The organism is Nitrospira japonica, from assembly GCF_900169565.1.
GTDB classification, from domain to species: Bacteria; Nitrospirota; Nitrospiria; order Nitrospirales; family Nitrospiraceae; genus Nitrospira_C; species Nitrospira_C japonica_A.
The window spans coordinates 1,022,504-1,047,129 of record NZ_LT828648.1 but is presented as its reverse complement, the minus strand read 5'-3'; the positions used below and the strand labels follow the sequence as shown (position 1 = coordinate 1,047,129).

The following is a 24,626-nucleotide window of genomic DNA, read 5'->3' as shown; positions in this document are numbered from 1 at the left end:
GGAACTAAATGGAAGTAAGGAAAAGGAAGGAATGAGATGGCCGGATCTCAGCAAGACTCTGTCGACAATCCTTCCATCGCCGATCCCGTTCTGAATGCCCGACTGGACGCCATCAGATCGCTGGCCGGAGGTTTGACCGATCGCGTGGCGGTGATGGACCGCCATTTCAACGTCATGTATGCCAATGATGCCGCCTGGTCGACCGCGTCCGCAGACGAGCAACCGGACGCCAAGTGCTATCAAGCCTTCGCCCATCGACGCCAAGCCTGCGAGACCTGCCCCGCCCTCAAGGTCATCGAGACGCCGGATGCCTCCATGGTTTGCTTCCCTGAAGAGGACGACACTCCTTGCGGAATGCGTCGGGCCTTTCCCCTCGCTTCGAGCCTGGGAGAGACGACGTCCATGCTGGTGTTGTTCAAGCATAACGAATCGCAGAGCCGGATCTCGCGCCAGCCCTCCGTTTCCAACACCCGGCACGACACCCTGTGCGGCCTGGTCGGGCACAGCCCCGCGATGCGGGAGTTGTTCGACATGATCAGGCTGGTAGCGGACAGTTCCGCCACCGTGCTCATCCAAGGAGAAAGCGGAACCGGTAAGGAATTAGTCGCACGGACCATTCATGAGTTGAGCGAACGCAAGAGCCGGCCCTTCGTCGTGGTGGATTGCGGATCCTTACCCGAGACCCTGCTGGAGAGTGAGTTGTTCGGACATGTCCGCGGAGCCTTCACGGGCGCAATCTCTGACAAACGTGGACTGTTTCAGACGGCTGAAGACGGAACGATCTTTCTCGACGAGATCGGTGACACGACGCCGACGTTCCAGGCCAAACTGCTCCGCGTCCTTCAAGAAAGCGAGATCCGGCCGGTGGGAAGCACCGAGCGGATCAGGATCCACGCGCGGGTCGTCTCGGCCACGAACAAGGACCTCGCCGAACTCGTCGGAGCCAAGGCCTTCCGCCAAGACCTGTATTATCGCCTCGCGGTTCTGCCCTTGTTCTTGCCATCCCTGCGCGACCGCCGCGAGGACATCCCCTTGCTGGTCAAACGGTTTCTCGCGGCGTCTTGCGAACGTCACCATCAGCCAATGCGAACGGTTTCATCCCAAGTGCTGCAGACGCTCAGCGAAGCGGCGTGGCCGGGTAATGTGCGCGAACTGCAGCATTACATCGAGCGAGCCGTGGTCACGACAGCCGGACCAGCCCTGATCTGTTCGGATCTTGCGGCCAAGCCGTCCTGGCCAAAAACAGAGGACCTGCGGTCCGCGGCGCGGCAGGCAGAACGACTCCGCATCGGAGAGGCACTGAGCGCTATGTCAGGGAATCGCGTAAAGGCGGCCAAATTGCTGAAGATCAGCCGGTCAAGCCTTTATAATAAATTGCGCGAGCACGGACTGACGTAACACCCTCAGTCATGGCTGAGTCTCCACAGGGCGGTAATTGAGCGGCAGCTCGAAGAAACTGGACGACACTGGACGAAGCCTCACGTTCTTGTACTGAACGACCCAGGCACCGTCTTGACGAGCGAGACGAAGCGGCAGCTGAATGTCGTCAGCCCACCACTGGTAGTACACGAGTACTTGTTCGCCGTTCTGCACGCTGACCTGATACACAGCAGTGGGATGTCCGTCTAGGATTTCTGTGCCGATCAATTCGCGGCCAGATTCGTTGACCAACGTACGGTCCAGCATCACATCGGTCGAGTCGTCGAAGGGCAAAGTGGCGAATTGCCTCATCCGCCCGATGAGCAGCCAGATCAGTCCCTTATCTTTTCTGACAATCGTAATATCCACCGAACCAGGATCGTTGTGCTCGATCCTCCACATATCGTCGCGGTAATAGAGGCTGCTGCGATGCACACGCCCTTCCGCCCGGATGGTTTGATCGGCGACGAACTCGATGGCACAAACCGGAGTAGGCCTGGAAGCTATGGGCGAAGCGATCATGGCAAGAACCAACATGATAAGGATCGCGACCTGCATCGCTCCCTCTGATCAGGTGCTCAGAGCAGACTCCGAAGTGCCGATTGCCCCATTGTTCCCCAAACCCTCTACTTCTATGTCTAACAAATTGGACAGCCGAAGCTGGCGATATTTTTGAATTTCCACATGACCTAGGGATTTTTGTCCAAAAAGCTAGAAGAACTACCCGGAAGTGTATCGGCTGTCCGGACAAGATCACATTATTCAAGCTCTCGATTCACAGCGACTTTCTTCAGAACAACGCCAAGAAGACGATCGGCATATCTATTGCGCTATGAGCGGAGCGCTGGTGAAGGCCCGGGTGATTAGGACCGGCCTCCGAATGACCCTCCTTCGAAAGAAGGAAGCCTTCACCAGCTCTATCCTTTTCCCGGTTGTTGGCCGGAGGTCGCTCGGAGGCCGGTGCTCTGACTACATGGAACCAGGAGTAAGTCATTGATTGAAGGATTGACAGGAAACGTGTTTCAACCAGCCGCCGAAGAGGCGGGTACAACAGGGGAGGCCGTATGTCTTTTCTAGTTCAACCTCAACGCAGCCGGAAACATCCCGGCACCGTGGCTCTGCTGCACAGCGTGCTGCTGGCGGCCAGCCTCATGGCGACGCCATGGCCATCAGTTGCGGGAGATGCAGGATCGCACGAAGGCCATGCCACCCAAGTGGCGTTGCCTGGCTGGACCCAGCAGTTGAAGGGCCAGACGGTCGTGGAGGACACGATCGAAGGACGACCTGAACGATCGGAAAAGATGGAGCTTCAGCACCATCGCCTGATGCGCCGGCTTGAAGAGCAGGCCCAGAAGGACGCGCAGGCGCAGCAGACCTCCGGCGCGTTCAATAACATGTCCATGATGCACCAGTACATGGGGCAGGACGGCAGCAGCTTCCTGCTCATGACGGATTCAAGCAAGGGTGAGCCGGTCATGTCGTCGGGAGGCAAGTGTCCGGCCAACGTACCGACGAAGACCTACGATGTATCGATGATCAATATCGAGATCACGTTGAACCGCTGGCTCGACTACTATCCCGGCTATATGTATGTGCTGACTGAGGACCTCGTGAAGGCCCGCGCCGAGGAATCCAAGAACAAGGCATCCCGCGAACAAGACGGATACGATCCCGGTTCCGTCTCCACGGGGCTGCAGGGCGACGTCATTCAACCGCTGGTGCTCCGCGCCAACCAAGGCGACTGTGTCAAGATGACGCTCCGCAATCAGATGGAAAGCGAGGATGGAAGTCTGTTCATCCAAGCCTCCAGCATGATCGTCAGCGCAACGGGCAGGCCGGCGACGACGACGAATCCTGATTCCATCGTCGCGCCGGGCAACGCCCAGGAATTTGAATGGTATATCCACCCACACATGCAGGAAGGCGTGCGGCAATTCCACTCCTACAGCCATGACCGTGAATTGACGGTCTTGGGCCTCTTCGGAGCCTTCATCGTCGAACCCAAAGGCTCCAAGTATCTCGATTCGCTGGGTACCGGCCCCGACAAGTCAGTCAGGAGCGGCTGGCAGGTCAACATCGACAACGGGAGCGGTCCAGACTTTCGCGAGTTCGTGCTCTTCTACCATGAGATCGGCGACGAAGCCTTCCGCCCATTGAACAAGAAAGGCGACTTCCTGCCGCAACGCGATCCGCTGACGGATGCCTACCGTCCGGGCGGCCGCGCCATCAACTATCGCAGCGAGCCGTTCGGAATCGATCAGATGCACCTACAGCATGAATATTTTGGCTTTGAAGACGAATCGATGGCCTATAGCGCCTACACCTTCGGCGACACGCCCACCACGATCGCGCGCGGTTATCTGGGCGATCCGGTCAAATGGCGGCTAGTGCACGGCGGTTCCGAGGTGTTCCACTCCCATCATCCCCACAGCGGATCGATCCGCTGGCAGCGGAGCCCGGGAACAGAACCCAACAATCTCTGGGCCATGGGCCAAGACGGCCCGGTGAAATATCCCGTCGTCCGAACCAAGTCGGACCGCGTGGATGTGGAAGTCATCGGGCCGTCTGAGGCCTTGGACCTGGAGCCGGAATGCGGCGGAGGCGGCTGCCAGCATTTGGCGGGCGAGTTTCTCTATCATTGCCACGTTGCCCATCATTATGTGGCGGGCATGTGGGGTTACGGCCGCTTTTACAATACGCTGCAGGTCGGCTCAACCCACACCGATTCGATGCCGGATCTACAGGAGTTACCTGACCGGAAGGGCCGCATCAAGCAAGGCGTCTCGTCCGACAAGCTGATCGGGACCACCCTGGATTGGTTCGGCAAGACCTTCAAGATCGTCGACAAGAGCCAGAAGACCAACTGGAAATCCGATCCGGTTATCGTGAACATCAAGGATTGGGTCGAGATGTTCGTCCCTGCACAAGGACAACCGGGCCACACAAACGACGAGAAGGGCCAGATTCTGTCCTACGATTCGACCGTGTGGGACTGGAAGTGGGACGGCAACATTGCCCGTGGCGAACGCGAGAGCACCGCGCAGAATCCCAAGTATCAGTGGGCGGCCAAGTGGGATGACAGTACCAGACCGGCCATCCTGTTCGATCCGACGACGGGGAAACTGGCCTGGCCGCTCTTCAAGCCGCACTTTGGGAAGCGTGTGCCCTTCTCGGCGAATCACAGCGGCGCACCTTGGCTGGAGCCGATCCACCAGGACGCCAACGGTGAACGGACCTCCGAGCCGGCCAAGCCGGGCGAACAGGGCCGTTGGAGTCTCTGTCCCGACAATGCCAATCAAAAGTCCTACAACATTCACTTCGCCCGGATGCCGATCACGCTCGCCAAGAAACAGGGCAAAGAGCCAGCGATCGTGGACAAGGACGGCCTAATCTACGTGCTGCACGAAGAGGAGCGTCTGATCAGAGCGAACGACGACCTCAAGCTTCCCGCGGTCATTCGTGCCAACGTGTACGACTGCGTGGACCTCCTGCTCACCAGCGAATGGGACGACGACGATTACACCAACTTCCAGTCGTCCAAGATCAACATCCATCCTCATTTCTTCCAGTTCGACACGGGGAACTCGGACGGCGTCATCTCCGGGTTCGAATATGAGATGTCGGTACGCCCGTTCACCATGTTCGGCAAGAAAACAAAGCACGGGCTGCCTGCGCCGATGGTCGCCAAGCTCGTCGGAGGGGCCAAAGTAGGCGCCACCAGCATCAAGATCCAGATGGCTCCGGGCGCCACGGCGTTCCATGTGAACACCGAAGTCATGGTCGGCATGGATTGCCTGGAGAACGGTAACGACGCCACTGCCTCGCTGCCGCGCGACAAGAGCTGCTCCGAGGTTGCCCGTATCAAGGACATCAAGGGCGATCAGGTGACATTCTTTAAACCGCTGAAGCACAACCACCCGGCCAACGATCTCGTGTCGCCGGAGTTCGTCCGCTATCGGTGGTGGGTGGACGTCGACATGGGAACCGTGTTCTGGCATGACCACGCGTTCGGCGCGACGACCTGGCCGCACGGCGGGTTCGGCGTGACGCTGGTCGAGCCGTTCGGATCAACCTATCACGATCCGAAGAACGGCAAGCTCGTCTACAGCGGTCCGATCGCGGACATTCACAGCAACGAGCCGATCGGGGCCGGCGTGAGCGGCAGCTTCCGTGAATTGATGGTCTCCATCCACGACACAGTGCCGCACACCGTCAACATCATCGAAGCCGGCAATCCTCCCGGACAGCCGATCGAGGTGGCCCTGGAAGCGGGCAAGACGGTGTCGTTCCAAATGCCCGAGAAGATCATGAACGCCCCGAACAAGTACATCAACGGCGGCACGCATACGACCGGCAGCGGGTTCAACTTCCGCGCGGAGCCGTTCGCGCAACGCCTCTCGAACAACCCGGACACGTCGAAACTGTTCAGCAGCGCGATCCACGGGGATCCTGATACTCCGCTATTGCGGGCATATACGGGGGACACCATGGTGTTCCGCCTGTTGCACCAGCTGATGAACGAATCGCACGTCTGGACGATCTCCGGCCATACCTTCCTCACGGAACGGTACGCGGCGGACGCCAATCGGAAGAACTCGATTCACGTCGGGATCGCCGAGCGGTACGACCTCGTGACCAAGGCAGGAGGATTCCAGGGCATGCCGGGAGACTACATTCACTTCAACGGCCGAAGCTCCCACTTCGCCGAAGGCGGATGGGGCATCGTGCGCGTCCTCGATAAGGAAGTGGCGGATCTCAAGCCGCTCCCGAAGGGGACCAATCCACTCGGAATTCCCGCCACTCCCAGTTCCGTATGTCCGGCCGACGCTCCGGTAAAGAACTTCAACGTCGTGGCGTTGGACCGCCCGATGAAACTCAACCAGAAGGCGCCGGACGTGATCGAGGTGGATTTCGAGCGGAAGATCGAAATGACCATGCCTGATGGCAAGATCTTCGCGCTCGAAGAGGAAGCCACGACGGTGTCCAGCGGGACGACCCCGCATCCGCTGACGCTGCGGGCCAACCTGGGCGACTGCATCAAGGTGAATCTGAAGAACAAGATGAAGGCCAGCCGGGCGTCCTTCTTCGCCCCTGGATTAGCCTTCGATCCGAAAGACAGCCAGGGCCTGAACGTCGGCAACAATGGCGGCGATCAGACGGTGGGTCCCGGCGAGAGCCGTGCCTATACCTACTACGCGCATCCTGCCAACAAGGAAACGACGTCGCTGGTATGGGATGGCGGCAACATCGTCGTCAATCCTCGTAACGGATTGTACGGGGCCATTATCGTCGGTCCGAAGGGATCGCAGTACCGTGACCCTGTCACAGGGGCCGACCTCTCGCAAAAGAATTCCTGGAGGGCCGACGTCATCGTCGACGCCAGCCTGCCGGAGAACGTGGGCAAGCGGAACTATCGTGATGTCGCCCTCTACTTCCAGGACGAGGACAACATCATCGGGACTGCGTTCATGCCCTATGTGCAGAACGTGGCGGGATTGACCTCGGTGAACTACCGCGCCGAACCGTACAAGCTCCGAGAAGAGCAAGGTTGTTCACTGGGTAAGATTTTCCAACCCTGCGTCGTGGACAAACCGGAAGATCCGTCCACGCCTCTAATCGAGGCGCATGCCGGCGACCCGGTCCGCATCCACGTGATTGGGGCCAATAGCGAACAAAACGGGATGTTCGGAGTCGAAGGCCATGAATGGCCGATCGAGCCCTACATGCCGGGCGCCGACATGATCAGTGTGGTGGAGTATGCCGGATCCGAGACCCTCGATGTCTTCATCCGCGGCGGAGCAGGTGGACCGTATCGCCAGGCCGGAGACTTCGTGTGGTCGAACAATCGGCTGCCCTACACGCAATCAGGGCAATGGGGGTATCTCCGGGTGTTGCCGGTCGGCGACTCACGGATTCAACCGCTGGGCGCGGCGAGCATGGGAGCCAAGCATGCTGACATCACGCCGCAGCCGCAGGCCGTTCCAACCGCTATGAAGTAAGGCGGTTGGTCATGTCGTAATACCTGATGGGGGAGCTGCCTGTAGCACGTAGCTCCCTCATCGTGTTTTTTAAAGGTTGAAGCCACCGTTGGAATTACGAAAAGGCCGGAGGAAGGACGATGATCAAATATCTTACGGTAACACTGATCGCGATAATCCTGGGCACTCCCGTCCATGCCTACGAAGAGATCACGGTCGCGGACGGCGGCACGCTGACCGGGGCTGTGACGCTTGAAGGGAATGTCCCCAAGCCGAAAGGATACAACCTCACGACGTTGCCGGACCCGTTCTATTGCGGGCGCATTTCCGACGGACAGGGCTGGCGCATCCTGCAACCGTTTCAGGTCGGGCCAATCGGCGAGTTTCGTGAGGTGGTGGTGTATTTGGAGGGAGTCGACAAAGGCAAGCCGTTCGATGACAGGGGGTTGCCGCAAATCGAGGCGAAAGACTGCCTCTTCGACCCGTTCACGACCGTCGTGAGGGACGATCAGACGGTGACGGTCGTCAACATGGACCCGGTCATGCACGACATTCAAGCGTATGAAACCTCGCACCTGGGTCCGCGCGTCTTGTTCAACGTGCCGCTGCCGATGAATCCGCAGCACCCGCACAATTATAAGGATCGGAGCGACGCCGCGCTGTACCATCGGCACATGGCCGGCGCGCCGATGAAGCAATTGGTCAATCTCAGCAAGGGCCGCCGGATCTTCGTCATGCAATGCGGCTTTCACGCCTACATGGAGAGCTGGGGGCTCGCCGCGACGAATCCGTACTTCGCCAAGACAGACGAGCAAGGCCGGTTCACCATGACCGATGTGCCGCCCGGTACCTATAAGCTGGTCGTCTGGCATCCCTACATTCGAAGCTCGGTTGAGCAAACCGTGACCATCGACTCGAAGGCGACGACGGAAATCCGTATCGCGGTCCCGGCTCCCACGGGGCGGCTGTACGCGAACGAAGTACTGGATCATGCGTATGTCCGTTATAACGTCACCGAAGAAGCGCAGAAAGAAATTGAACCGATAGTCGAGAAGCAGGACCACTGAGGAGGGGATAAGGGGATAGACGGGTATGGGGATTACCCCCGTTCAGCTCATAGCCGCGTGGTTGTTCTGTCTCGCCATGAGCAGCCACGCAATGGCCGATCACGAGTCCTCCAAGGAACCGCCGCTCTGGACGCCTCTGGACGGACCGGAGCGGCTGGCTTCCATGGACACGCCGGAAGGCATGGTCGAGGTACCGGCCGGCTGGTTCGTCATGGGGAGCGATCCGAAGCTCGACAGAGCGGCAGGACCGCAGGAGCAACCTCAGCACAACGTGTACGTGGACGGGTTTGAGATCGACAAGTACGAAGTCTCGAACGTGGACTACCTTCGCTATGTCCTGGCCAGGGGAGCGGATTGGCCGCAGTTCTGGCGCGAGAGTCCCTTCCCGGAAAAGGCCGCCCTTCACCCCGTGATCAATGTGAGTTGGCATGACGCCGATGCGTACTGCCGGTGGGCGGGGAAGCGGCTGCCCACGGAAGCGGAGTGGGAGAAAGCGGCAAGGGGCGAAGACGGGCGGGTGTTCCCATGGGGGAATGAGCCTGCCGGCTGGCTCAAGAGCAACATCGCGCACCCAGGCTCGAAGCGGGGATTCAAGTATCCTCCTCTCGCCAACGTCAACCGCTATGATCGCGGCGTCAGCCCCTACGGAGTCCATCAGCTGGCGGGGAACGTCAGTGAATGGGTCGCCGATTGGTTCGACCCGGACTACTACCGGAGCGACGAGAACCGCAATCCGACCGGTCCCCAATGGGGAACAGACAAGGTGTTTCGAGGAGGGTCCTGGAACGAGGATCCGGAAGTGGCTCGTTCGGCCGGCCGGAATGCCGGCGCGCCGGACCGCCGGAGCTACCTCACGGGATTCCGCTGTGCAAAAGGGATGACCCCCGAATCCGGAATCACGCATGACGTTCAATCGGAAATAGGGGCCATTTCCCCGCCTGTACGCGTAACGCAGCACGAATAGGGCGTCGAAACAATCTTCAAGATCCGTTACAAGGAGGCCGCACCATGGAACAAAAGACCGTCGCTCGAAAAGGCCGGACGATATCCCACCGAATCATCCATGCGGCGATCCTTGCGTTCGCCGTAGCCGGTCTGGCTCACATGACCTCTCACATCACATGGGGGCTGGACACGCAGGACATCACCGTGGAATGGACCGAACAGGGAAAGCAGCTGGCCGCCGAACGAGTCGCGCACTGGAAGGCCAAGGATGAGATGGTCCTGGTGCCGGCGGGCGAGTTCGTGATGGGAAGCGACAAGAAGATCGACCGGGTCGCGTACCGGTCGGAGCTTCCGCAGCGGCGCATCTATCTGGATGCTTTCGAAATCGGCAAGTACGAAGTGACGGCGCTGGAGTATCTCAAGTTCGTGCTCGTCACCGGCCGCCCGCCGCAACTGGATTGGCGCTACGACGGCGGGAATTTCCAGGAAACGATGGCCCATCATCCCATCATGCACGTCAGCTGGTACGACGCGGATGCCTACTGCCGGTGGGCCGGTACACGTCTCCCCACGGAAGCGGAATGGGAAAAGGCCGCCCGAGGCGAAGACGGCCGGATCAACCCCTGGGGCAATCAACCGGCCGGATTGAGCCGCGTGAACTTCGGCCGCACGGGTCTGTCAGGCCCGGTACGGGACCGTCCCGAGCGGCTGCTGCTCTATCCGCCGATCATTTCGGTCGATAAGTACGAGAACGGTGTCAGCCCGTACGGCGCCTTTCAGATGCTGGGGAACGTGTCGGAATGGGTGTCTGATTGGTACGACAAAGACTACTACGCTGCCGCGCCGGACCGGAATCCCAAAGGTCCGGAGACCGGAACCCAGAAGGCGTTCCGCGGCGGCGGCTGGATGGACAGTACGACTACAATGCGCGCGGCGATGCGTAATGGCACCGATCCCAATACCAAAATCAACTGGATGGGTTTCCGTTGCGCAAAGGATGCGCCGGATGCGTCGGCCACGAAGGTTTCGCACATCGCTCCGTAACAGCAGGCGGAAATGTTCCGCGGTGCAACAGCAGCGAGTGGCGGACTGCCGTCAACCCAACGCTCGAACCGGACCGCTGAGTCGTTGCCACAGCTTTCACGAATTTCTCGAGGCGTGAAATGAAATTGAGCATCGGCACTGTCTCATTGGCATTGTGGACGGCGACGATCGCCGCGGGCATGTGGTTTTTTGTCGTGGGCTGGACGAAGCCGGGAACCGACGGTCGTACCGAGATCTTCCTGGGCGCGGATGAACGGGACCTCGTGCTCGGTGAGATGCGGCACCTCCTCAAGGCCGTGCACGGAATAGTGACTGGCCTGGGAGGCCAGGATCAGCCTGCGGATCGCCAACAAATAGAACAAGCGGCTCGCGCGGCCGGTATGGGGCTGGCTGCAGACGTCAATCCGGCGCTGATGGAGAAACTGCCGCTGGCGTTCAAACAGATCGGCATGTCGATCCATCGAGACATGGATGCATTGGCGGACGCGGTTGCGCAGAAGGAAAATTCTCAACAGATACTGCAGCGCCTGTCGAGCATGACCGCCCGCTGCACGACCTGCCACGACATGTTCAAATTCAGTGTACGTCCATAGCGGAAAGCCTACCTCCGACGGAATTGGCGCCTTACTATCCGTCAAATATGCCAACGAAATTTGATTGGCTCGACCTGTACGAGCTAATTCCCTTGAGAACCGTGTCTTTTCATATCACCGGACGACGGGCGTGAACTCTACCCCTTGCCTGCCTGGATCATGAGACGGAGGTGACGATATCGTCCTTAGCGCCTCGTCTTGTGTTACAGTTCCAACCGCAATCTGTCATGTGGTGCGACACACCGGCGGATGGGAAGAATCCCGGCGCGTTTCGTATCTCAGTGCATGATCGTCGGATGCTCTTGTCTATGAAGATCTCTCGGACGTATCTCGTCCTCGTACTCGGCGCGGCCCTTGTGGGTGTTTCGGGTTACGTGCTCGCCCGCTTCATCGGACAAGGCAGTTTGCCCGACGGGCTGATTCAAGCGAACGGTCGCATCGAAGGCGATCACGTTACAGTGGCCAGTAAATTTCCCGGACGGATCGTCGAACTCCACGCTCGAGAAGGGGCCAAGGTGACAAAGGGCGCCGTCCTCATCCGACTGGATGATGTACAGATGCGGGCCAAAGTCGATCAGGCGGCCCGCCTGGTCGATACGGAGTCGGCGCAGGTCGAGGCAGCTCACACCCAGCTTGCCGTATTGAATTTGGAGGTGCCACTGAGCATCGAAGCCGCATCGGCGAAAGTGGCGAGCGCAAATGCGGCGGTCGCGAAAGCCCGCGCGGTCGAGTACGAAGCACGGCAGGACGTCGGGCGCATGCGGGCTCTCATCCGGGAGCAGGCCGTCTCACAACAGCAACTAGACCAAGCCGAGGCCAGGTGGAAAGTCGCGGTCACCGAGATTTCGGTCGCGAAGGCTTCGCTGGATCATGCGACGAAAGAGCTGGGGCAGGCCGAGTTGGGGTGGCAACGGATCCGAGCCAAAGAAGCCGAGGTGGCCGCGTTGGAACGACAACGGGATCAAGCAGATGCCGCACTCGCCGAAGCACGGAGCATCTTGCAGGATCTCACAATCGTGGCGCCGGCCGATGGGACGGTGACCACGCGCATGGTGGATGTCGGTGAAGTAGTGGCAGGCGGCGCGCCATTGCTCGAATTGGTCGATCTGGACAAGTTGTACCTCCAAGTCTATGTCCCGGAGGTACAGATCGGAAAGATCGGTCTTGATTTGCCCGCTCGAATCTATACGGACGCCTTTCCCGATCAGCCGTTCGAGGCGACTGTCCGATACATCGCCTCCAAGGCCGAATTTACCCCCAAGGAAGTTCAAACACCGGATGAACGGGTCAAGCTCATTTATGCGGTCCGCCTCTATGTGAAAGACAATCCGGAACATCGCCTGACGCCGGGGTTGCCGGCCGACGCCATCATTCGCTGGATGGACAACGCCGCATGGGTACGACCTCGGTAAGCAGGCCGTACCGATCCCTTGACGTTTCCACGCGTAGAGAGGGCCAATGGAAGAAACCGTCCCGCGTTGCGATGCCCCGATCGTTCGCGTCTCAGGATTCGTCAAGCGCTACAGGCGTCACGAGGCCGTGAGCGGGGTGGAACTTACGGTTAGGAAGGGTGAGATTTACGGTCTGATCGGACCGGACGGCGCGGGGAAAAGCAGTTTGATGAAGGCTATCGCTGGCGTGCTGTCCTATGAAAGCGGCAGCGTGGAAGTCTTCGGCGTCACAGTCGATTCCGAGCGGGCGGCAGAAGCCGTAAAGCCTCATCTTGGCTTTCTCCCGCAGGGATTGGGGTTGAACCTGTATCCGGAACTCACGGTCGAAGAAAATATCGACTTCTTCGCACGAGTGAGACTGGCCTCGGAGGAACGGCTGCGGGAAGACAAGGCCCGGTTGCTGGCGATGACCAGGCTGGACCGATTTCGTGATCGGGCGACGAAGCACCTTTCGGGCGGCATGAAACAGAAGCTTGCTTTGATCTGCACCCTGATTCATGGACCTGAACTGGCTATTCTGGACGAGCCGACTACGGGCGTAGACCCCGTCTCGCGACGGGATTTCTGGGCTATTCTGGCGGAATGGTTGGAAGCCAAGGGAATGACGGCACTGGTGTCCACCGCCTACATGGATGAGGCGATCCGATTTCACAGACTGTCATTCATGTCAAAAGGCCGAATGTTGACGGCGGGCAGCCCCTCTGAGATTCGATCCTTGGCCAAAGGACTGGTCGTGACCTTCGAGTCGAACCCCCAATCGGACGCGGTCGAACGGCTCAAGACACGCTATTCACAAGTGGAAACACTTGGCTCTTCCATCCACGTCTTTGCACCGGAGACGGAGGCCCCAGCGGCACTCGCCGAGATCAAAAAGACCCTGGGGGAACTGCCTATCGAACATGTTCATATCGATGATCCTGAATTGGAGGATGTCGTCGTGTCGTTGTTGCTGCGGGAACGAAATGACCAGCCCGACGCCCAAGCCGCGCTTCGTGAGGGTTTCGCAACGGGTCAATTCGACGGCCTCGCCATCGAAGCGCGGGAGCTCGTCCGGGACTTCGGAGATTTTCGGGCGGTGGATCAAGTGAGTTTTGCAGTGAAGGCCGGAGAAATTTTCGGACTGCTCGGTGCCAACGGAGCCGGGAAGACCACCGTCATCAAGATGCTCACAGGCATCCTGCCTCCCACGGGTGGTCAAGGATGGGTGGCCGGCGCTGACATGCGGCAAGCGGGCGGCGCGATCAAAGAACGCATCGGGTACATGTCGCAGGCCTTCTCTCTCTATCTTGATCTGACGGTCGTCGAGAACATCAGGCTCTTCGCCGGAATCTACGGTTTGAATCGGAAGGACACGAACCAGCGTATGGCCTGGATCATCGACATGGCGGGACTCAGCGGCTATGAATTTGATCGCACGGGAGGGCTGCCGATGGGTGTGCGCCAGCGGCTTGCGCTGGGATGCGCACTTGTCCACCAACCACGAGTGTTGTTTCTGGATGAACCGACTTCCGGAGTCGATCCCATCGGTCGGCGCCGGTTCTGGAAGATTCTCTCACACCTGGTTCGCACGGAAGCCGTGGCAATCCTCATCACGACTCATTACATGAGCGAAGCGGAACATTGCGACCGGCTGGGGCTTATGTATGCGGGACGCCTGGTCGCGGAGGGTTCTCCCGCGGAGTTGAAGCGACAGCTCGTGCAGGAAACCGGTCCGCTGCTAGAGATCACGACGGACCAACCAGGACACGCGCTGGCCCAACTGACGAAGAGGGGCCTGTCGAATATGACTTGGGCCGGATCAAGAATCCACCTCTTGTCGCATGATCCGGTCCAGGATGAAGCCAGGATCCGAACCGCGCTCGCCGATTGCGGCATCGCCGTGCAAGGTATTCGGACAAAGCAACCGAGCCTGGAAGACGTGTTCGTGTCGCGCGTCCGCGCCTTGGAACAGGCGGCATCGGAGGCCCGATAGGCCTGACACGGGGATAAAGACCACCGCTTCATACCATGAATCTGCGTCGCGTCAGAGCCGTCGCGGTCAAAGAGTGGAAGGAAACGACCAGGGACCGGTTGTTCCTTGGACTGGCCTTCCTCATGCCCGTGCTGTGGCTGGTGGTGTTCGGCTACGGCCTGGTCATGGATGTCGAGAACATCCCGTTTGCAGTGATCGACCACGACCATAGTCAGATGAGCCGTGACTATATCTATCGGTTCATGCAATCTCGCTATTTCTCGTATCGCGGCCATGTCGCCGACATGCAGGATCTCGACCGGCTGCTGACTGAGACGAAGATCCGAGCGGCGATCATCGTGCCCGAACGGTTTCAAGAACAGCTTTCCGGAGGAGAAACGGTTTCCGTTCAGACATTCCTTGACGGCACATTTCCGCTTCAGACGGATATTGCAAAGGGCTACATCGTCGCCATCAATCAGGCGTTCGGCGAAGACCTCGTGAGCGAATACGTCAGCAAGCTCCGCGGGGTGGCGCGGGCGGAGGCCAGGAGAGCCGTGCGTCCCATCGCCTTGGAGATCCGGTATCTCTACAATGAAGAAGTCCGCAGCAGTTGGTCGACGGTGCCGGCGCTCGTCATGTTCACGCTGATGCTCGCCTCGCCGCTCCTCACCGCGCTGGGCATCGTACGGGAAAAGGAAACCGGCTCGATCTACAACATTTATAGCTCCACCGTGAGCCGCACGGAGTTCCTCGCCGGCAAGCTCCTGCCTTACATCGCGATCTCCCTGTTCAATGTCGGAATGTTGTGGCTAATGGCCGTTCTGCTGTTTCAGGTTCCGTTCAAGGGGAGCCTCCTGTTTTTCTACTCCGCGTCGGTCTTCTTCGTCCTCTGCACGACGGGAATCGGCCTGCTTATCTCGTTGCTCGTGCAAACACAAATGGCGGCCTTGATCATTACAATGGTCGTGGCCATCCTGCCTACCATTCTCTTTTCCGGCCTGCTCGTGCCCGTCGCTTCGTTGAGTCGAGGAGCGCGGGTCCAAGCGCATATTTTCCCCGGAATGTTTTACACGGACATCGTGCGGGGAAGTTTTCTGAAAGGAGTCGGCTTGGACGTCTTGTGGCCTGACGTGGGGGCACTGGCGATCTTCGCGGTTGTGATCGGGCTCATTACCTATCACTTGTTTTCGAAGAGGCCGAAGGCATGACTGGGGACATCCGAACGGACGCACATCGCACGGTTAGATGGTGGCGTCGCCTTGCAGCCATGACTCAAAAGGAAGTGCGGCAACTGGGGCGGGACATTCCGCTGCTCGTGTTTCTGCTGTATTCGTTTTCCTTCTCCGTTTATGTAAGCGGCGTGGGGCTGACTATGCAACTGCGGAACGCCGACCTGATGGTGCATGACGCCGATCACAGCCTGTCTTCGCGCGAACTGATTCACCGCTTCCAGCAGCCCTATTTTCGATTTAGGGGGGAAATCGCCGATCCGCGAGAGGGGCGTCGGCACATGGATGAGGGAACGACCATGGTGCTATTGGACATTCCGCCCAGATTTCATGAGGCCCTGGCTGGCCGGGAAGCCACGGCCGTGCAACTGCTCGTGGATACGACCAATGCACCACAGGGCTTGTCGGCTGCCGGCTATGCAGCGCAAATCGTGAGTCGATTCGGCTCCGAAGTCGGATTTGCGTCCGTCGGCCTTGGCTCGACGCCGTCCTCCGTACCCATGATCGTGAGCGCCCATCGCGTGTGGTTTAACCCGAACCAGGACGAGACATGGTTCCAGTCCATCTCTCATCTATTGCGTACAATCACGGTATTCGCCGTTCTCTTGCCCGCGGTAGCCCTAGTCCGAGAGAAAGAGCGGGGCACCCTCGAGCAGCTGCTCGTCGCGCCTCTTTCCCCTGTTCAAATCATGCTGTCAAAGGTCCTGGCCATGACCGGAGTCATCCTCCTCTGCGCATCCATCGCGGTATACGGCGTGCTGCGGCCGGTGTTTCATGTGCCAATAAAGGGACCGGCCTGGCTCTTCTTCCTCCTCACAGGCCTGCACGTGTTTACCACCTCGGGATTCGGTCTGGTCGCCGCCACGGTGACGAGAAACCAGGCCCAGGTCGGCATGATCGCGCTGTTTCTCGTGGGGCCGATGATGTTGTTGTCCGGCATCACGACTCCATACGAATCCATGCCCAAGTGGGTGCAAACGGTCATGGCCGTCTCGCCGCTTCGGTACTACATCGACATCACCTACGGTGTTCTCTTAAAGGGCGCGGGGTTAGACGTTCTTTGGAAGTCCGTGGGGACCATGGCTCTGTTAGGCGGGGGACTATTCGTCTTCGGGATGTGGCGATTCAGAAAACAATTCGATTGAACTCGCCGAGCAGGACCTCCTGACGGGGTCGATTGTCTAAGGGTTCTGCAGCGGTCTCGTAGTCAATCGCGTTCGGGAACGCATATTTTAGAGGTTGCATGGCCTTGAGGCCATGCAACCTCACCCCTAACCAACATTCCGCACAGCCTAGCCGCCGCCGACTTCACCTCTTGTCTCGACAACTAAGAACTCCCCTTTCATGTGCTGGTGGATGTCACACCAGAAGGGGACCTGCATTGTTTCGCTGATTCCAGTCCCTGGATCCGGGTGAGTCTCCTTCTGGAAGTACAACGTCATGGTCTGTCCCGGCTCCAGATGGTAGGCTCTGAATCCTTTTCCCTTTTCCCCTCTGATTTCCACCCCCGCCCCTTCTTTCTTCACAACGCCAGACTTGAACAGCGGGGAACTTATCCCGTGAGTCATCGATCCCTCGTTCCGAACCACAATCGCCGTCAGCGAACCCGGCATCGTGTGACCCTTCACATTGTATCCTTTGTCCGATATCGTGACCTCGATCTTCATTTCCGGATCTGCAGCCTGAGCAGCGGGGACCGCTGCCGTCCCGACCGCAGCCAGCGCAACCGCTCCTCCGCATAAACACCTCATCAAACTCTTACGTGATCCCACCCGGACCTTCATAGCGACCTCCTTGGGTTGATTGGACCTCCGGGTCAGATTCGCAGCGGTCCGGCCATCGCTCCGGTTCCGTTCCCGTCTGTAGTTTCATTCGTGCAACAGAGATGCCTGAATAACGCTTCGCTCCATTCAAACCGCATTTGCAAACGCCCTGTCGTAACCCGGCATAGAAAGAATCCTTGATGGCAGTGTCATATGAAGATGCCGCCTGTTTAGGATCGGTATCGGTCCGCTGCTGTCGCCTTCTGCGACAGTCAGCCAATGGTGATATGTGGCCAATTTCCCGGTGCAAACAGGGTCGAAGAATTGATGTGGGGGAGCCGGGATTTCGCGCGGGGATCACGGTCTTCACCATGAACTATAGATTCGATCAGCTACAGTAGCCTATCTTATCACTAGCGGCGGGAGCCGAAGCGTCCCACTCCGACCCATTCGTCCGTGGATCGCAAGTACTAAGGAACCGCCGGATGAATAAGAAAGTCTCTTTTTCAATTTGGCCTACGGCATGAGCGAAAAGATCGGCACCGTGACACTGGAACAAGAACGGCGGCCGCAATTCATGCAGATCCAAGCCCCCGCTGAAAAGGGCGAGTATTCCGAGAAAATCGCGCGGGAAATCGATTGCGAAGTCCGTCGGATCATCGATGAACAATATGCGCGCGTCAAGCGGCTCCTCGCCGGAACGCGGTCCGCCTTGCACGAAGGGGCCAGGCTTCTTCTGGAGCAGGAAGTCATGACCGGAGAAGATCTGAAGGCCATCATGGACAAAGGGTGAGGCGCGATCAATCAGTCCGACGATACCGGATTGCTCGATTCTTGAGGATCGATCGAAAATCACGTATGGTCCGGAGCCGGTTCAGCAGCATCACACTCGAAAATCTCTGTTGTCACATTGCGCCATAATTCTTGATGTCCATCGCCTGGCTGCCCCTCATCTCCCTTCATATCCTCGCGGCTGTCTTATGGATAGGCGGAATGCTGTTCCTGTCGTTGATCCTGGCGCCTCTATTGCGGCAGACCCACGATCCATCCTCCTTCAGGCTGTTATTCAGCGCGGCTGCGCGGCGCTTTCGCTCCATGGTCCGGCTGGCGATCGTGATCCTCCTCGGCACCGGTCCACTGCTCCTGGAAATCAGGGGACTGTCCATCATGGATCCGTCGACCTGGCCGTCCGTTCTCCTCGTGAAACTCACGCTCGTCGGCCTGCTCCTTCTATTCACCCTGTTGCACGACCTTGTTCTTGGTCCCCGCGTCCTCCGCATCGGATCGCAACCGGTTGCGACTAGAACGGCGCAGGATCTGTTCCTCTTGAGCGTGTCGAGGGTGGTTCCACGCCTTGCACTTCTGATCGCACTCGCGGTACTAGTGGCCGCAGCCATATTAGCCCGCAGCATCTAGACGGTTCGACAGGGTCCTCCGCTCCAAGCCGTTTCAGTACTAGCAAGCAGTCTTCCTGTCCCGGAAAAAGATCGTCGAAGGGACGATGCGTTCGTTCCGAAGCAATTGCCTATTCCTTCGCGGATTCCTATGATGTTAAGGGTGGCTTGAGACAGGACCCTAGACATCTCATCTAATCATGTCATGGCACAAACGGCATTCGGTCCCGGCCCCTTCATTTTGACGGTCAACGGAGGCTCTTCCAGTCTCAAGGTCGCCTTGTTTCGCGACGAGAATCCTCCGGTCTCGATGGTTCGTTGCCTGTTCAGCCGGATCGGGTTCCCGGACAGCCTAATGACCGTCGTCTCCGGTACGACGAAAAAGCCTGAGAGCCGGACGCTCGCCGTTCCCGACCATGCGGCCGGCATGGATTTGCTCATGCACTGGCTGGAGCAGGCGGTCGGTCTCGGCAATATTCGCGCGGTCGGCCATCGTGTCGTCCACGGCGGCGTGACCTATAGTCGACCCGAACGCGTGACGCCGGACATGCTGGCGGAGTTGCGGCGGATCAGTCCATACGATCCTGAGCACCTGCCGTCGGAAATCTCCTTGATCGAAGCGGTGGGCCGACGGTGTCCCGGGCTCTTTCAAGCGGCCTGTTTCGACACGGCGTTCCATCATGATCTCCCCCGCGTCGCTGCGCTCCTTCCGATCCCAAGGCGCTATGACGCGCAGGGGCTGCGCCGATACGGATTTCACGGTCTGTCCTGTGCCTTTTTGATGAGGGAATTGACGCGTGTCGGGAAGACCGGAGAGGCGGACGGCCGGATCATCCTGGCTCACCTTGGCAATGGCGCCAGCATGACGGCGGTCAGGCGAGGCAGGAGCATCGAGACCACGATGGGATTCACCCCGACCTCGGGTCTGCCGATGAGTCGGCGCTCAGGCGATCTGGATCCCGGAATCATCGCATACCTGGCACGGACGGAAGGCATGGACGTGGAGCGGTTCCACCGCATGGTCAATGCAGAATCGGGGCTCCTCGGTGTATCCGAACTGAGCCCGGACATGCGGGACTTATTGGCGCAGGAAGCGCGCGATCCCCGAGCCGCCGAAGCGGTCGCCCTGTTCTGTTACCACGCCAGGAAGGCGGTCGGAGCCTTGGCTGCAACGTTGGGCGGGTTGGACACGCTGGTCTTCAGCGGCGGCATCGGTGAGCATGCGGCGCCGGTACGCGCGCGAATCTGCGAGAGCATGGAATTCCTGGGGATCACGATCGATCCGCGGCGGAACCAGGCCGGCGAACCGGTCCTGTCCAGACAGGACGGGCAAGTGACCGTGCGCCTGATTCCCACCGACGAGGAGACTGAAATCGCCCGGTCGGTCCACGAACTGTTGGGCATGGAGTGAGAGAGACTGCGCGAAATTCTGTTATCAGGCACTGTGGCATCTTGCGTCGCGATTGCACGCTCTCCTGGGGAATTTAACCCCATCAGACCGAGAACCTCCTCGTCCTCCTGACCCTCCGGGCTGGCACAATCGTCGCAGCTTCAACCTGATGAATCCTTCTGATCGAAAGCGACTCAGACCCAACTGAGAATGTAAAAGGAGGTGCACGATGCCATGCAACGTGGGAACCGTGGAACGATCCATACGGATTCTGCTGGGAGTCTTATTGTTGGGGATCGGAGCCTTTGCTGAGTTGTCTCCGGTAGAGACGGGGGCGGCGCTCGTCGTGGGAACCATTGCATTGGTCACCGGAGCGGTCAGATTCTGCCCTCTGTGGGCAGTGCTGGGTTTCAATACTTGCGCGACTAATCCGACGGCGAAGCACTAGGGACGCATCGCATCGGCCGCATGCTTGTACCGGAAACCGGACTAAGGGGGCAGTCCAGACCATGAAATTACGCGCGACCTACCGAGGAGGCCTGCGGTACGACATCACCAGCGGCCGGCATCATGTCGTAACGGATCAGCCGGTGCTGGACGGGGGCGAAGACGCCGGCATGAGCCCGGTGGAACTGTTCGTCGGTTCGATCGCCGCTTGTGTCGCATATTTTGTCGGGCGCTTCTGCGCGCGACACGAAATTCCACGGGAAGGATTGACCGTCGAGACCGAATGGGCGACAGAGGAAGGACCGCATCGCGTCGGACGCATTAGGCTGGCCGTGCATCTTCCGCATCCCGTGCCGCCCGAACTGAAGGAGCGGCTCCTTAAGACGGCGCAGCGCTGCACGGTGCATCAATCAATCGTGACCGGACCTCAAATCGACATCGCATTGCACCAAGCAAGTCAAGACAAGGCAATATTATGAGTCTTGGCGGATCGGACTCAATCGTTTCGCGTCGAACCTGGTTGAAGCGGCTGCTGGCCGGCATCGCCGCAGCGAGACTTTTGGCCGAGACACGGCTCAAATCCGCCGCGGCCGGCGAAGTCGGTGACATACCCAGAGATACCGGACCGCTCACGATCCGCGTGACCCGGCCGTTCGATGCCGAAACCCCGGCCCGCGAGTTCGTCTCCTTTTTCACTCCAAACCATCGTTTCTTCGTGCGGAGTCATTTCGGTCCTCCCCCCGAGCGCATCGCTGAAGCCGAGTGGAGGCTCCGTATCGATGGCTTGGTCGAAGCAGCCAAAGAGCTGACCCTTGGGGACATCAGGCAGATGGAGGCCGTGACCGTGACCGCGGTGTTGCAATGCAGCGGAAACGGCCGCGCATTTTACCGGCCGCGCATCCCCGGTGTGCAGTGGGAACGGGGAGCAGTCGGCAACGCGCAATGGACCGGGGTGCGGCTGCGCGGCATACTCCGGCAGGCCGGCATCCGCAAGAATGCACGTCACGTGCAGTTCCAAGGCGCGGATCGACCTCCCGTCCCGTCGGTGCCGCTGTTCACGCGAAGCATTCCGTTGGGAAAAGCACTCCATCCTGACACGCTGCTCGCATACGAGATGAACGGGCGGCCGCTGCCGCTCCTGCACGGCGCACCACTCCGGGTCATCACGCCGGGTTGGATGGCGGATTCCTGTACGAAGTGGCTGACTGACATCACCCTGCTGTCGGAGGAATCGGACGGTTATTACATGCGGACGGCCTATCGTCTTCCGCTGGATCCGATTGAGCCGGCAATGGCAGGAGAGAGTGACAGGACCAGACCGGTCGAAGCGATGGTGGTGAAGTCGCTGATCGCCGCGCCGCCGGAAGGCGCCACCGTGCCCTTGGCTCCAGTCATGATTCAAGGCGCAGCCTGGGGCGGAGAATCCAAGATTCTCTCGGTGGAGGTCTCCCTTGACGAAGGGAAAAACTGGCAAACGGCCCGCTTCGTCGGGGAAGAGCACCCGTACGCGTGGCGACAATGGCAGCTGGTGTGGACCCCGCGCGCGCCCGGTCCCGTTTCGATCCTCTGCAGGGCGACGGACGAGACGGGAACGGTACAGCCGCTTGCCTCCCCGTGGAATCCCGGGGGATTTCTCTGGAACGGCTGGGATCGGGTGACCGTGACGGTCGGGGGCTGACACCTTCCTTTCACGTCGGCGCGTGGCGTCCGTCCCCTCGTGAGGAAGACCGGTGAAGATCAGAATACCCGTGAGGTGGATACATATGACGCGTAACAAACGGCGAGCCGCATGGTTCGTCATGATCGCCGGCTTCGCGGCTTTTACTGCAGTCATCCGAGCGCAGGAAGACGACGGGTACTCGATTGCCGTCGCCCTGGCCCCTCGGGCTGAAGGGCTGATCGTCGCCCGCTGCACCGTCTGTCACAGTGAGGAGCTCATTGCGCAGCAGCGGCTCCCGCGCGAACGATGGGTGGCCATCGTCGAAAAGATGAACCACTGGGGCGCGCAGATCTCACGGGATGAGGCGGACCTGCTCGTGCGTTATCTCTCAGCCCGGTACCACCCCGGCGCTCCGGAACGGCTCGCGCCGATCGAACTGGGGGCTGCCGAACCGCTGACCCAGGAAACTCGGACCGACGGTCCGCTGGTCGGCGTGGCGCAGCGAGGCGCCGGGATCTTCGAACTCAATTGCCAAGCCTGCCACGGCGCCGGCGCGGGTGGAGGCATGGGACCGAAGCTGGCGGGCAATCCCATTCTCAAGCATGAGGACCTCTTTTGGGAGACGGTCTTGCACGGTCGAGGCCCGATGCCGGCCTGGAGCTCGGTACTCAGCCAGCAGGACATCGCGGATGTCCATGCCTGGCTGTCGGCAAGGGAACCGTCGTGATGAACGGTGCGGCATCGAAAGGGGGTCGAACTATGCGCGCAACACGCGGGATGCTGATCAGCGGTGTGGTATTCGTCCTGGTGGGTCTGATCTCAACTCCCAGGTTGCTTTTCGGAAGCGATCACCAGCGCGCCAAGGAATTGATCGAGCAAGCCTGCGTGGGATGCCACCGGCTGCAAGGCACAGCCGAGTCCCGCTTCATTCTCAGGGCGCCGGACCTGATCTGGGCCGGCAGCAAGTATCAACGCCCCTGGCTGATCCGGTGGCTGACCGGCAAGGAAGCACCGCTTTACGCGAAAGGCTATCGCTGGGACCTCAACGAAGGAGCGATGAAACACCCGATCGTCAGCGAGACCGACGCGAATGCCATGGCGGATTACTTCGAACAGCACAATAAAGATCCGCGCGTGAAGGTCGGTGCCTTCGATGCCTCGAAGGTGAGCAAGTTCGAGATGACGTTCGGCGGCATGGCCTATAAGGCGCACGCCTGCCTCGGATGCCATACGATCGAAGAAAACGGGAAACTCATCGGCGGCCCTCAAAGCACCGCGCTCCAGAATGCCGGCCAGCGATATAATGCGGATTGGCTCTATCGGTTCGGACAGAATCCGCAGGACTTCATCATCCACACCGGGGAATTTCTCGCCGATGCGACCGATCCTCAACTGCGGGCGGTGATCGGATACCTGGCGGTGCAAGGAGTCAAAGATTTTGTATATTACGAACCCTGGACGAGCCGAGAATTCGCCGATGCGAGCGTTGATCGCGGCAAGCAGGTCTATAAGGAATATTGTGCCCAGTGCCACGGTGTCACCGGTAAGGGGGACGGCCCCGCCGCCTCCGGACTGGAACCGAAGCCGGCGATCCATGCGAATATCCCGTTCGAGAAACTACCCATAGACTATCTCTACAACGTGATCAATCATGGGGGCGCAGCCATGGGCAAATCTCCGAGCATGCCTTATTGGAATCTGACGATCGGCCAGCAAGGCGTGGCGGACGTCATCGCCTACTTGAAGGCGACGTTCAAAGGAGCGCCGGACCTCGCCGCGGCGACGAGCGGCAGCCAAGGTGACGCCTGCGTACAGCCTCGAAAGACCGTCAAGGCGCCGGACGGCATCCTCTCCAAGACCAATCCGATCCCCGCCTCATCCGACATGATCAATGCCGGAAAAACGCTGTTCCTCAAGACCGCACAGCCGGTCGCCTGCGCCATGTGTCACGGCGAACTGGGCGACGGAAATGGTTTCATGGGCGCCGCGCTCGTACCATCCCCGCGCAACTTCACGTGCGGCGCGATGATGAAAGACCTGCCGGACGGCCAGTTATTCTGGATCATTAAGAACGGCTCGCCGGGAACCGGCATGATGTCGTTCACGGCACTCCCGGACGATCAAGTCTGGCAATTGATCCATTACATTCGAAGCCTGGCGAAATGAATGATGGACAAGGTGTTCACCGAGGGGCACCGGAGACAGGAATGCGCTATGAACGGCAGAAGGACCCCACATCGATGGATGCGTCGCAATCACCAGCCAGCGTCTTCGAAAGTCGGAAGGAGGACA

Annotated in this window: 20 protein-coding genes; 18 read left to right on the top strand and 2 right to left on the bottom strand. The window is 59.5% G+C overall.

Annotated elements, in window-relative coordinates; translation table 11 throughout:
* The first annotated feature begins 36 nt into the window (after positions 1-36).
* Complete coding sequence (locus NSJP_RS05095) at positions 37-1,398, top strand: sigma-54 interaction domain-containing protein (protein ID WP_080885846.1); 1,362 nt, start codon at positions 37-39, stop codon at positions 1,396-1,398.
* A 9-nt stretch (positions 1,399-1,407) separates the two neighbouring features.
* On the opposite strand, the gene NSJP_RS05090 is transcribed toward NSJP_RS05095, so the two are convergent.
* Positions 1,408-1,977 carry a hypothetical protein gene (locus NSJP_RS05090; protein WP_080885845.1) on the bottom strand — a complete coding sequence of 190 codons (570 nt, stop codon included), beginning with the start codon at positions 1,975-1,977 and terminating at the stop codon, positions 1,408-1,410.
* Between the two features lie 506 nt (positions 1,978-2,483).
* Here NSJP_RS05090 and NSJP_RS05085 point away from each other — a divergent pair.
* From NSJP_RS05085 to NSJP_RS05045, 9 genes are all read left to right on the top strand, one after another.
* Complete coding sequence (locus NSJP_RS05085) at positions 2,484-7,418, top strand: cupredoxin domain-containing protein (protein WP_080885844.1); 4,935 nt, start codon at positions 2,484-2,486, stop codon at positions 7,416-7,418.
* A gap of 119 nt (positions 7,419-7,537) precedes the next feature.
* Positions 7,538-8,464, top strand: a complete 927-nt coding sequence (locus NSJP_RS05080; RefSeq protein WP_080885843.1) for a carboxypeptidase regulatory-like domain-containing protein — start codon at positions 7,538-7,540, stop codon at positions 8,462-8,464.
* Between the two features lie 25 nt (positions 8,465-8,489).
* Positions 8,490-9,428, top strand: coding sequence for a formylglycine-generating enzyme family protein (locus NSJP_RS05075; RefSeq protein WP_080885842.1), 939 nt, complete (start codon positions 8,490-8,492; stop codon positions 9,426-9,428).
* 44 nt (positions 9,429-9,472) lie between these two features.
* Positions 9,473-10,453 carry a formylglycine-generating enzyme family protein gene (locus NSJP_RS05070; RefSeq protein ID WP_080885841.1) on the top strand — a complete coding sequence of 327 codons (981 nt, stop codon included), beginning with the start codon at positions 9,473-9,475 and terminating at the stop codon, positions 10,451-10,453.
* 119 nt (positions 10,454-10,572) lie between these two features.
* The gene (locus NSJP_RS05065; protein WP_080885840.1) at positions 10,573-11,046 is read left to right on the top strand and encodes a cytochrome c; all 474 of its coding nucleotides are present in this window, start codon (positions 10,573-10,575) and stop codon (positions 11,044-11,046) included.
* A 308-nt stretch (positions 11,047-11,354) separates the two neighbouring features.
* On the top strand, positions 11,355-12,458 hold the full coding sequence (locus tag NSJP_RS05060; RefSeq protein WP_155969896.1) for an HlyD family secretion protein: 1,104 nt from the start codon (positions 11,355-11,357) through the stop codon (positions 12,456-12,458).
* Positions 12,459-12,504: 46 nt separating this feature from the next.
* On the top strand, positions 12,505-14,469 hold the full coding sequence (locus tag NSJP_RS05055) for an ATP-binding cassette domain-containing protein (RefSeq protein ID WP_080885839.1): 1,965 nt from the start codon (positions 12,505-12,507) through the stop codon (positions 14,467-14,469).
* Between the two features lie 35 nt (positions 14,470-14,504).
* Positions 14,505-15,659, top strand: a complete 1,155-nt coding sequence (locus NSJP_RS05050; protein WP_080885838.1) for an ABC transporter permease — start codon at positions 14,505-14,507, stop codon at positions 15,657-15,659.
* On the top strand, positions 15,656-16,825 hold the full coding sequence (locus NSJP_RS05045) for an ABC transporter permease (RefSeq protein WP_080885837.1): 1,170 nt from the start codon (positions 15,656-15,658) through the stop codon (positions 16,823-16,825). Before NSJP_RS05050 ends, NSJP_RS05045 begins: the two co-directional genes overlap by 4 nt.
* A gap of 147 nt (positions 16,826-16,972) precedes the next feature.
* Here the strand turns inward: NSJP_RS05045 and NSJP_RS05040 are convergent, their stop codons facing one another.
* Complete coding sequence (locus NSJP_RS05040) at positions 16,973-17,347, bottom strand: cupredoxin domain-containing protein (RefSeq protein WP_155969893.1); 375 nt, start codon at positions 17,345-17,347, stop codon at positions 16,973-16,975.
* A gap of 619 nt (positions 17,348-17,966) precedes the next feature.
* Here NSJP_RS05040 and NSJP_RS05035 point away from each other — a divergent pair.
* The 8 genes from NSJP_RS05035 (at position 17,967) to NSJP_RS05000 (ending at position 24,500) form a co-directional block, all read left to right on the top strand.
* Positions 17,967-18,236 (top strand): hypothetical protein, encoded by a 270-nt coding sequence (locus NSJP_RS05035; RefSeq protein WP_080885835.1) that lies wholly within the window; start codon positions 17,967-17,969, stop codon positions 18,234-18,236.
* Between the two features lie 134 nt (positions 18,237-18,370).
* The gene (locus NSJP_RS05030; RefSeq protein ID WP_080885834.1) at positions 18,371-18,859 is read left to right on the top strand and encodes a DUF4149 domain-containing protein; all 489 of its coding nucleotides are present in this window, start codon (positions 18,371-18,373) and stop codon (positions 18,857-18,859) included.
* A gap of 183 nt (positions 18,860-19,042) precedes the next feature.
* Positions 19,043-20,248, top strand: a complete 1,206-nt coding sequence (locus NSJP_RS05025; protein WP_080885833.1) for an acetate/propionate family kinase — start codon at positions 19,043-19,045, stop codon at positions 20,246-20,248.
* Positions 20,249-20,456: 208 nt separating this feature from the next.
* A complete protein-coding gene (locus NSJP_RS05020; protein WP_080885832.1) occupies positions 20,457-20,675 on the top strand; it encodes a YgaP family membrane protein in 219 nt (72 codons plus the stop codon).
* Between the two features lie 61 nt (positions 20,676-20,736).
* Positions 20,737-21,153 carry an OsmC family protein gene (locus NSJP_RS05015; protein WP_080885831.1) on the top strand — a complete coding sequence of 139 codons (417 nt, stop codon included), beginning with the start codon at positions 20,737-20,739 and terminating at the stop codon, positions 21,151-21,153.
* Complete coding sequence (locus NSJP_RS05010) at positions 21,150-22,352, top strand: sulfite oxidase (RefSeq protein ID WP_080885830.1); 1,203 nt, start codon at positions 21,150-21,152, stop codon at positions 22,350-22,352. The genes NSJP_RS05015 and NSJP_RS05010 overlap by 4 nt, the downstream gene beginning before the upstream one ends.
* Before the next feature lie 85 nt (positions 22,353-22,437).
* A complete protein-coding gene (locus NSJP_RS05005; RefSeq protein WP_080885829.1) occupies positions 22,438-23,061 on the top strand; it encodes a c-type cytochrome in 624 nt (207 codons plus the stop codon).
* 32 nt (positions 23,062-23,093) lie between these two features.
* A complete protein-coding gene (locus tag NSJP_RS05000; RefSeq protein WP_172834173.1) occupies positions 23,094-24,500 on the top strand; it encodes a c-type cytochrome in 1,407 nt (468 codons plus the stop codon).
* Positions 24,501-24,626: the final 126 nt, after the last annotated feature.

Coding starts and splice junctions, on each gene's coding strand:
- NSJP_RS05095 (WP_080885846.1), top strand. CDS start 37: ATGGCCGGATCTCAGCAAGACTCTGTCGACAATCCTTCCATCGCCGAT.
- NSJP_RS05090 (WP_080885845.1), bottom strand. CDS start 1,977: ATGCAGGTCGCGATCCTTATCATGTTGGTTCTTGCCATGATCGCTTCG.
- NSJP_RS05085 (WP_080885844.1), top strand. CDS start 2,484: ATGTCTTTTCTAGTTCAACCTCAACGCAGCCGGAAACATCCCGGCACC.
- NSJP_RS05080 (WP_080885843.1), top strand. CDS start 7,538: ATGATCAAATATCTTACGGTAACACTGATCGCGATAATCCTGGGCACT.
- NSJP_RS05075 (WP_080885842.1), top strand. CDS start 8,490: ATGGGGATTACCCCCGTTCAGCTCATAGCCGCGTGGTTGTTCTGTCTC.
- NSJP_RS05070 (WP_080885841.1), top strand. CDS start 9,473: ATGGAACAAAAGACCGTCGCTCGAAAAGGCCGGACGATATCCCACCGA.
- NSJP_RS05065 (WP_080885840.1), top strand. CDS start 10,573: ATGAAATTGAGCATCGGCACTGTCTCATTGGCATTGTGGACGGCGACG.
- NSJP_RS05060 (WP_155969896.1), top strand. CDS start 11,355: ATGAAGATCTCTCGGACGTATCTCGTCCTCGTACTCGGCGCGGCCCTT.
- NSJP_RS05055 (WP_080885839.1), top strand. CDS start 12,505: ATGGAAGAAACCGTCCCGCGTTGCGATGCCCCGATCGTTCGCGTCTCA.
- NSJP_RS05050 (WP_080885838.1), top strand. CDS start 14,505: ATGAATCTGCGTCGCGTCAGAGCCGTCGCGGTCAAAGAGTGGAAGGAA.
- NSJP_RS05045 (WP_080885837.1), top strand. CDS start 15,656: ATGACTGGGGACATCCGAACGGACGCACATCGCACGGTTAGATGGTGG.
- NSJP_RS05040 (WP_155969893.1), bottom strand. CDS start 17,347: ATGAAGATCGAGGTCACGATATCGGACAAAGGATACAATGTGAAGGGT.
- NSJP_RS05035 (WP_080885835.1), top strand. CDS start 17,967: ATGAGCGAAAAGATCGGCACCGTGACACTGGAACAAGAACGGCGGCCG.
- NSJP_RS05030 (WP_080885834.1), top strand. CDS start 18,371: ATGTCCATCGCCTGGCTGCCCCTCATCTCCCTTCATATCCTCGCGGCT.
- NSJP_RS05025 (WP_080885833.1), top strand. CDS start 19,043: ATGGCACAAACGGCATTCGGTCCCGGCCCCTTCATTTTGACGGTCAAC.
- NSJP_RS05020 (WP_080885832.1), top strand. CDS start 20,457: ATGCCATGCAACGTGGGAACCGTGGAACGATCCATACGGATTCTGCTG.
- NSJP_RS05015 (WP_080885831.1), top strand. CDS start 20,737: ATGAAATTACGCGCGACCTACCGAGGAGGCCTGCGGTACGACATCACC.
- NSJP_RS05010 (WP_080885830.1), top strand. CDS start 21,150: ATGAGTCTTGGCGGATCGGACTCAATCGTTTCGCGTCGAACCTGGTTG.
- NSJP_RS05005 (WP_080885829.1), top strand. CDS start 22,438: ATGACGCGTAACAAACGGCGAGCCGCATGGTTCGTCATGATCGCCGGC.
- NSJP_RS05000 (WP_172834173.1), top strand. CDS start 23,094: ATGCGCGCAACACGCGGGATGCTGATCAGCGGTGTGGTATTCGTCCTG.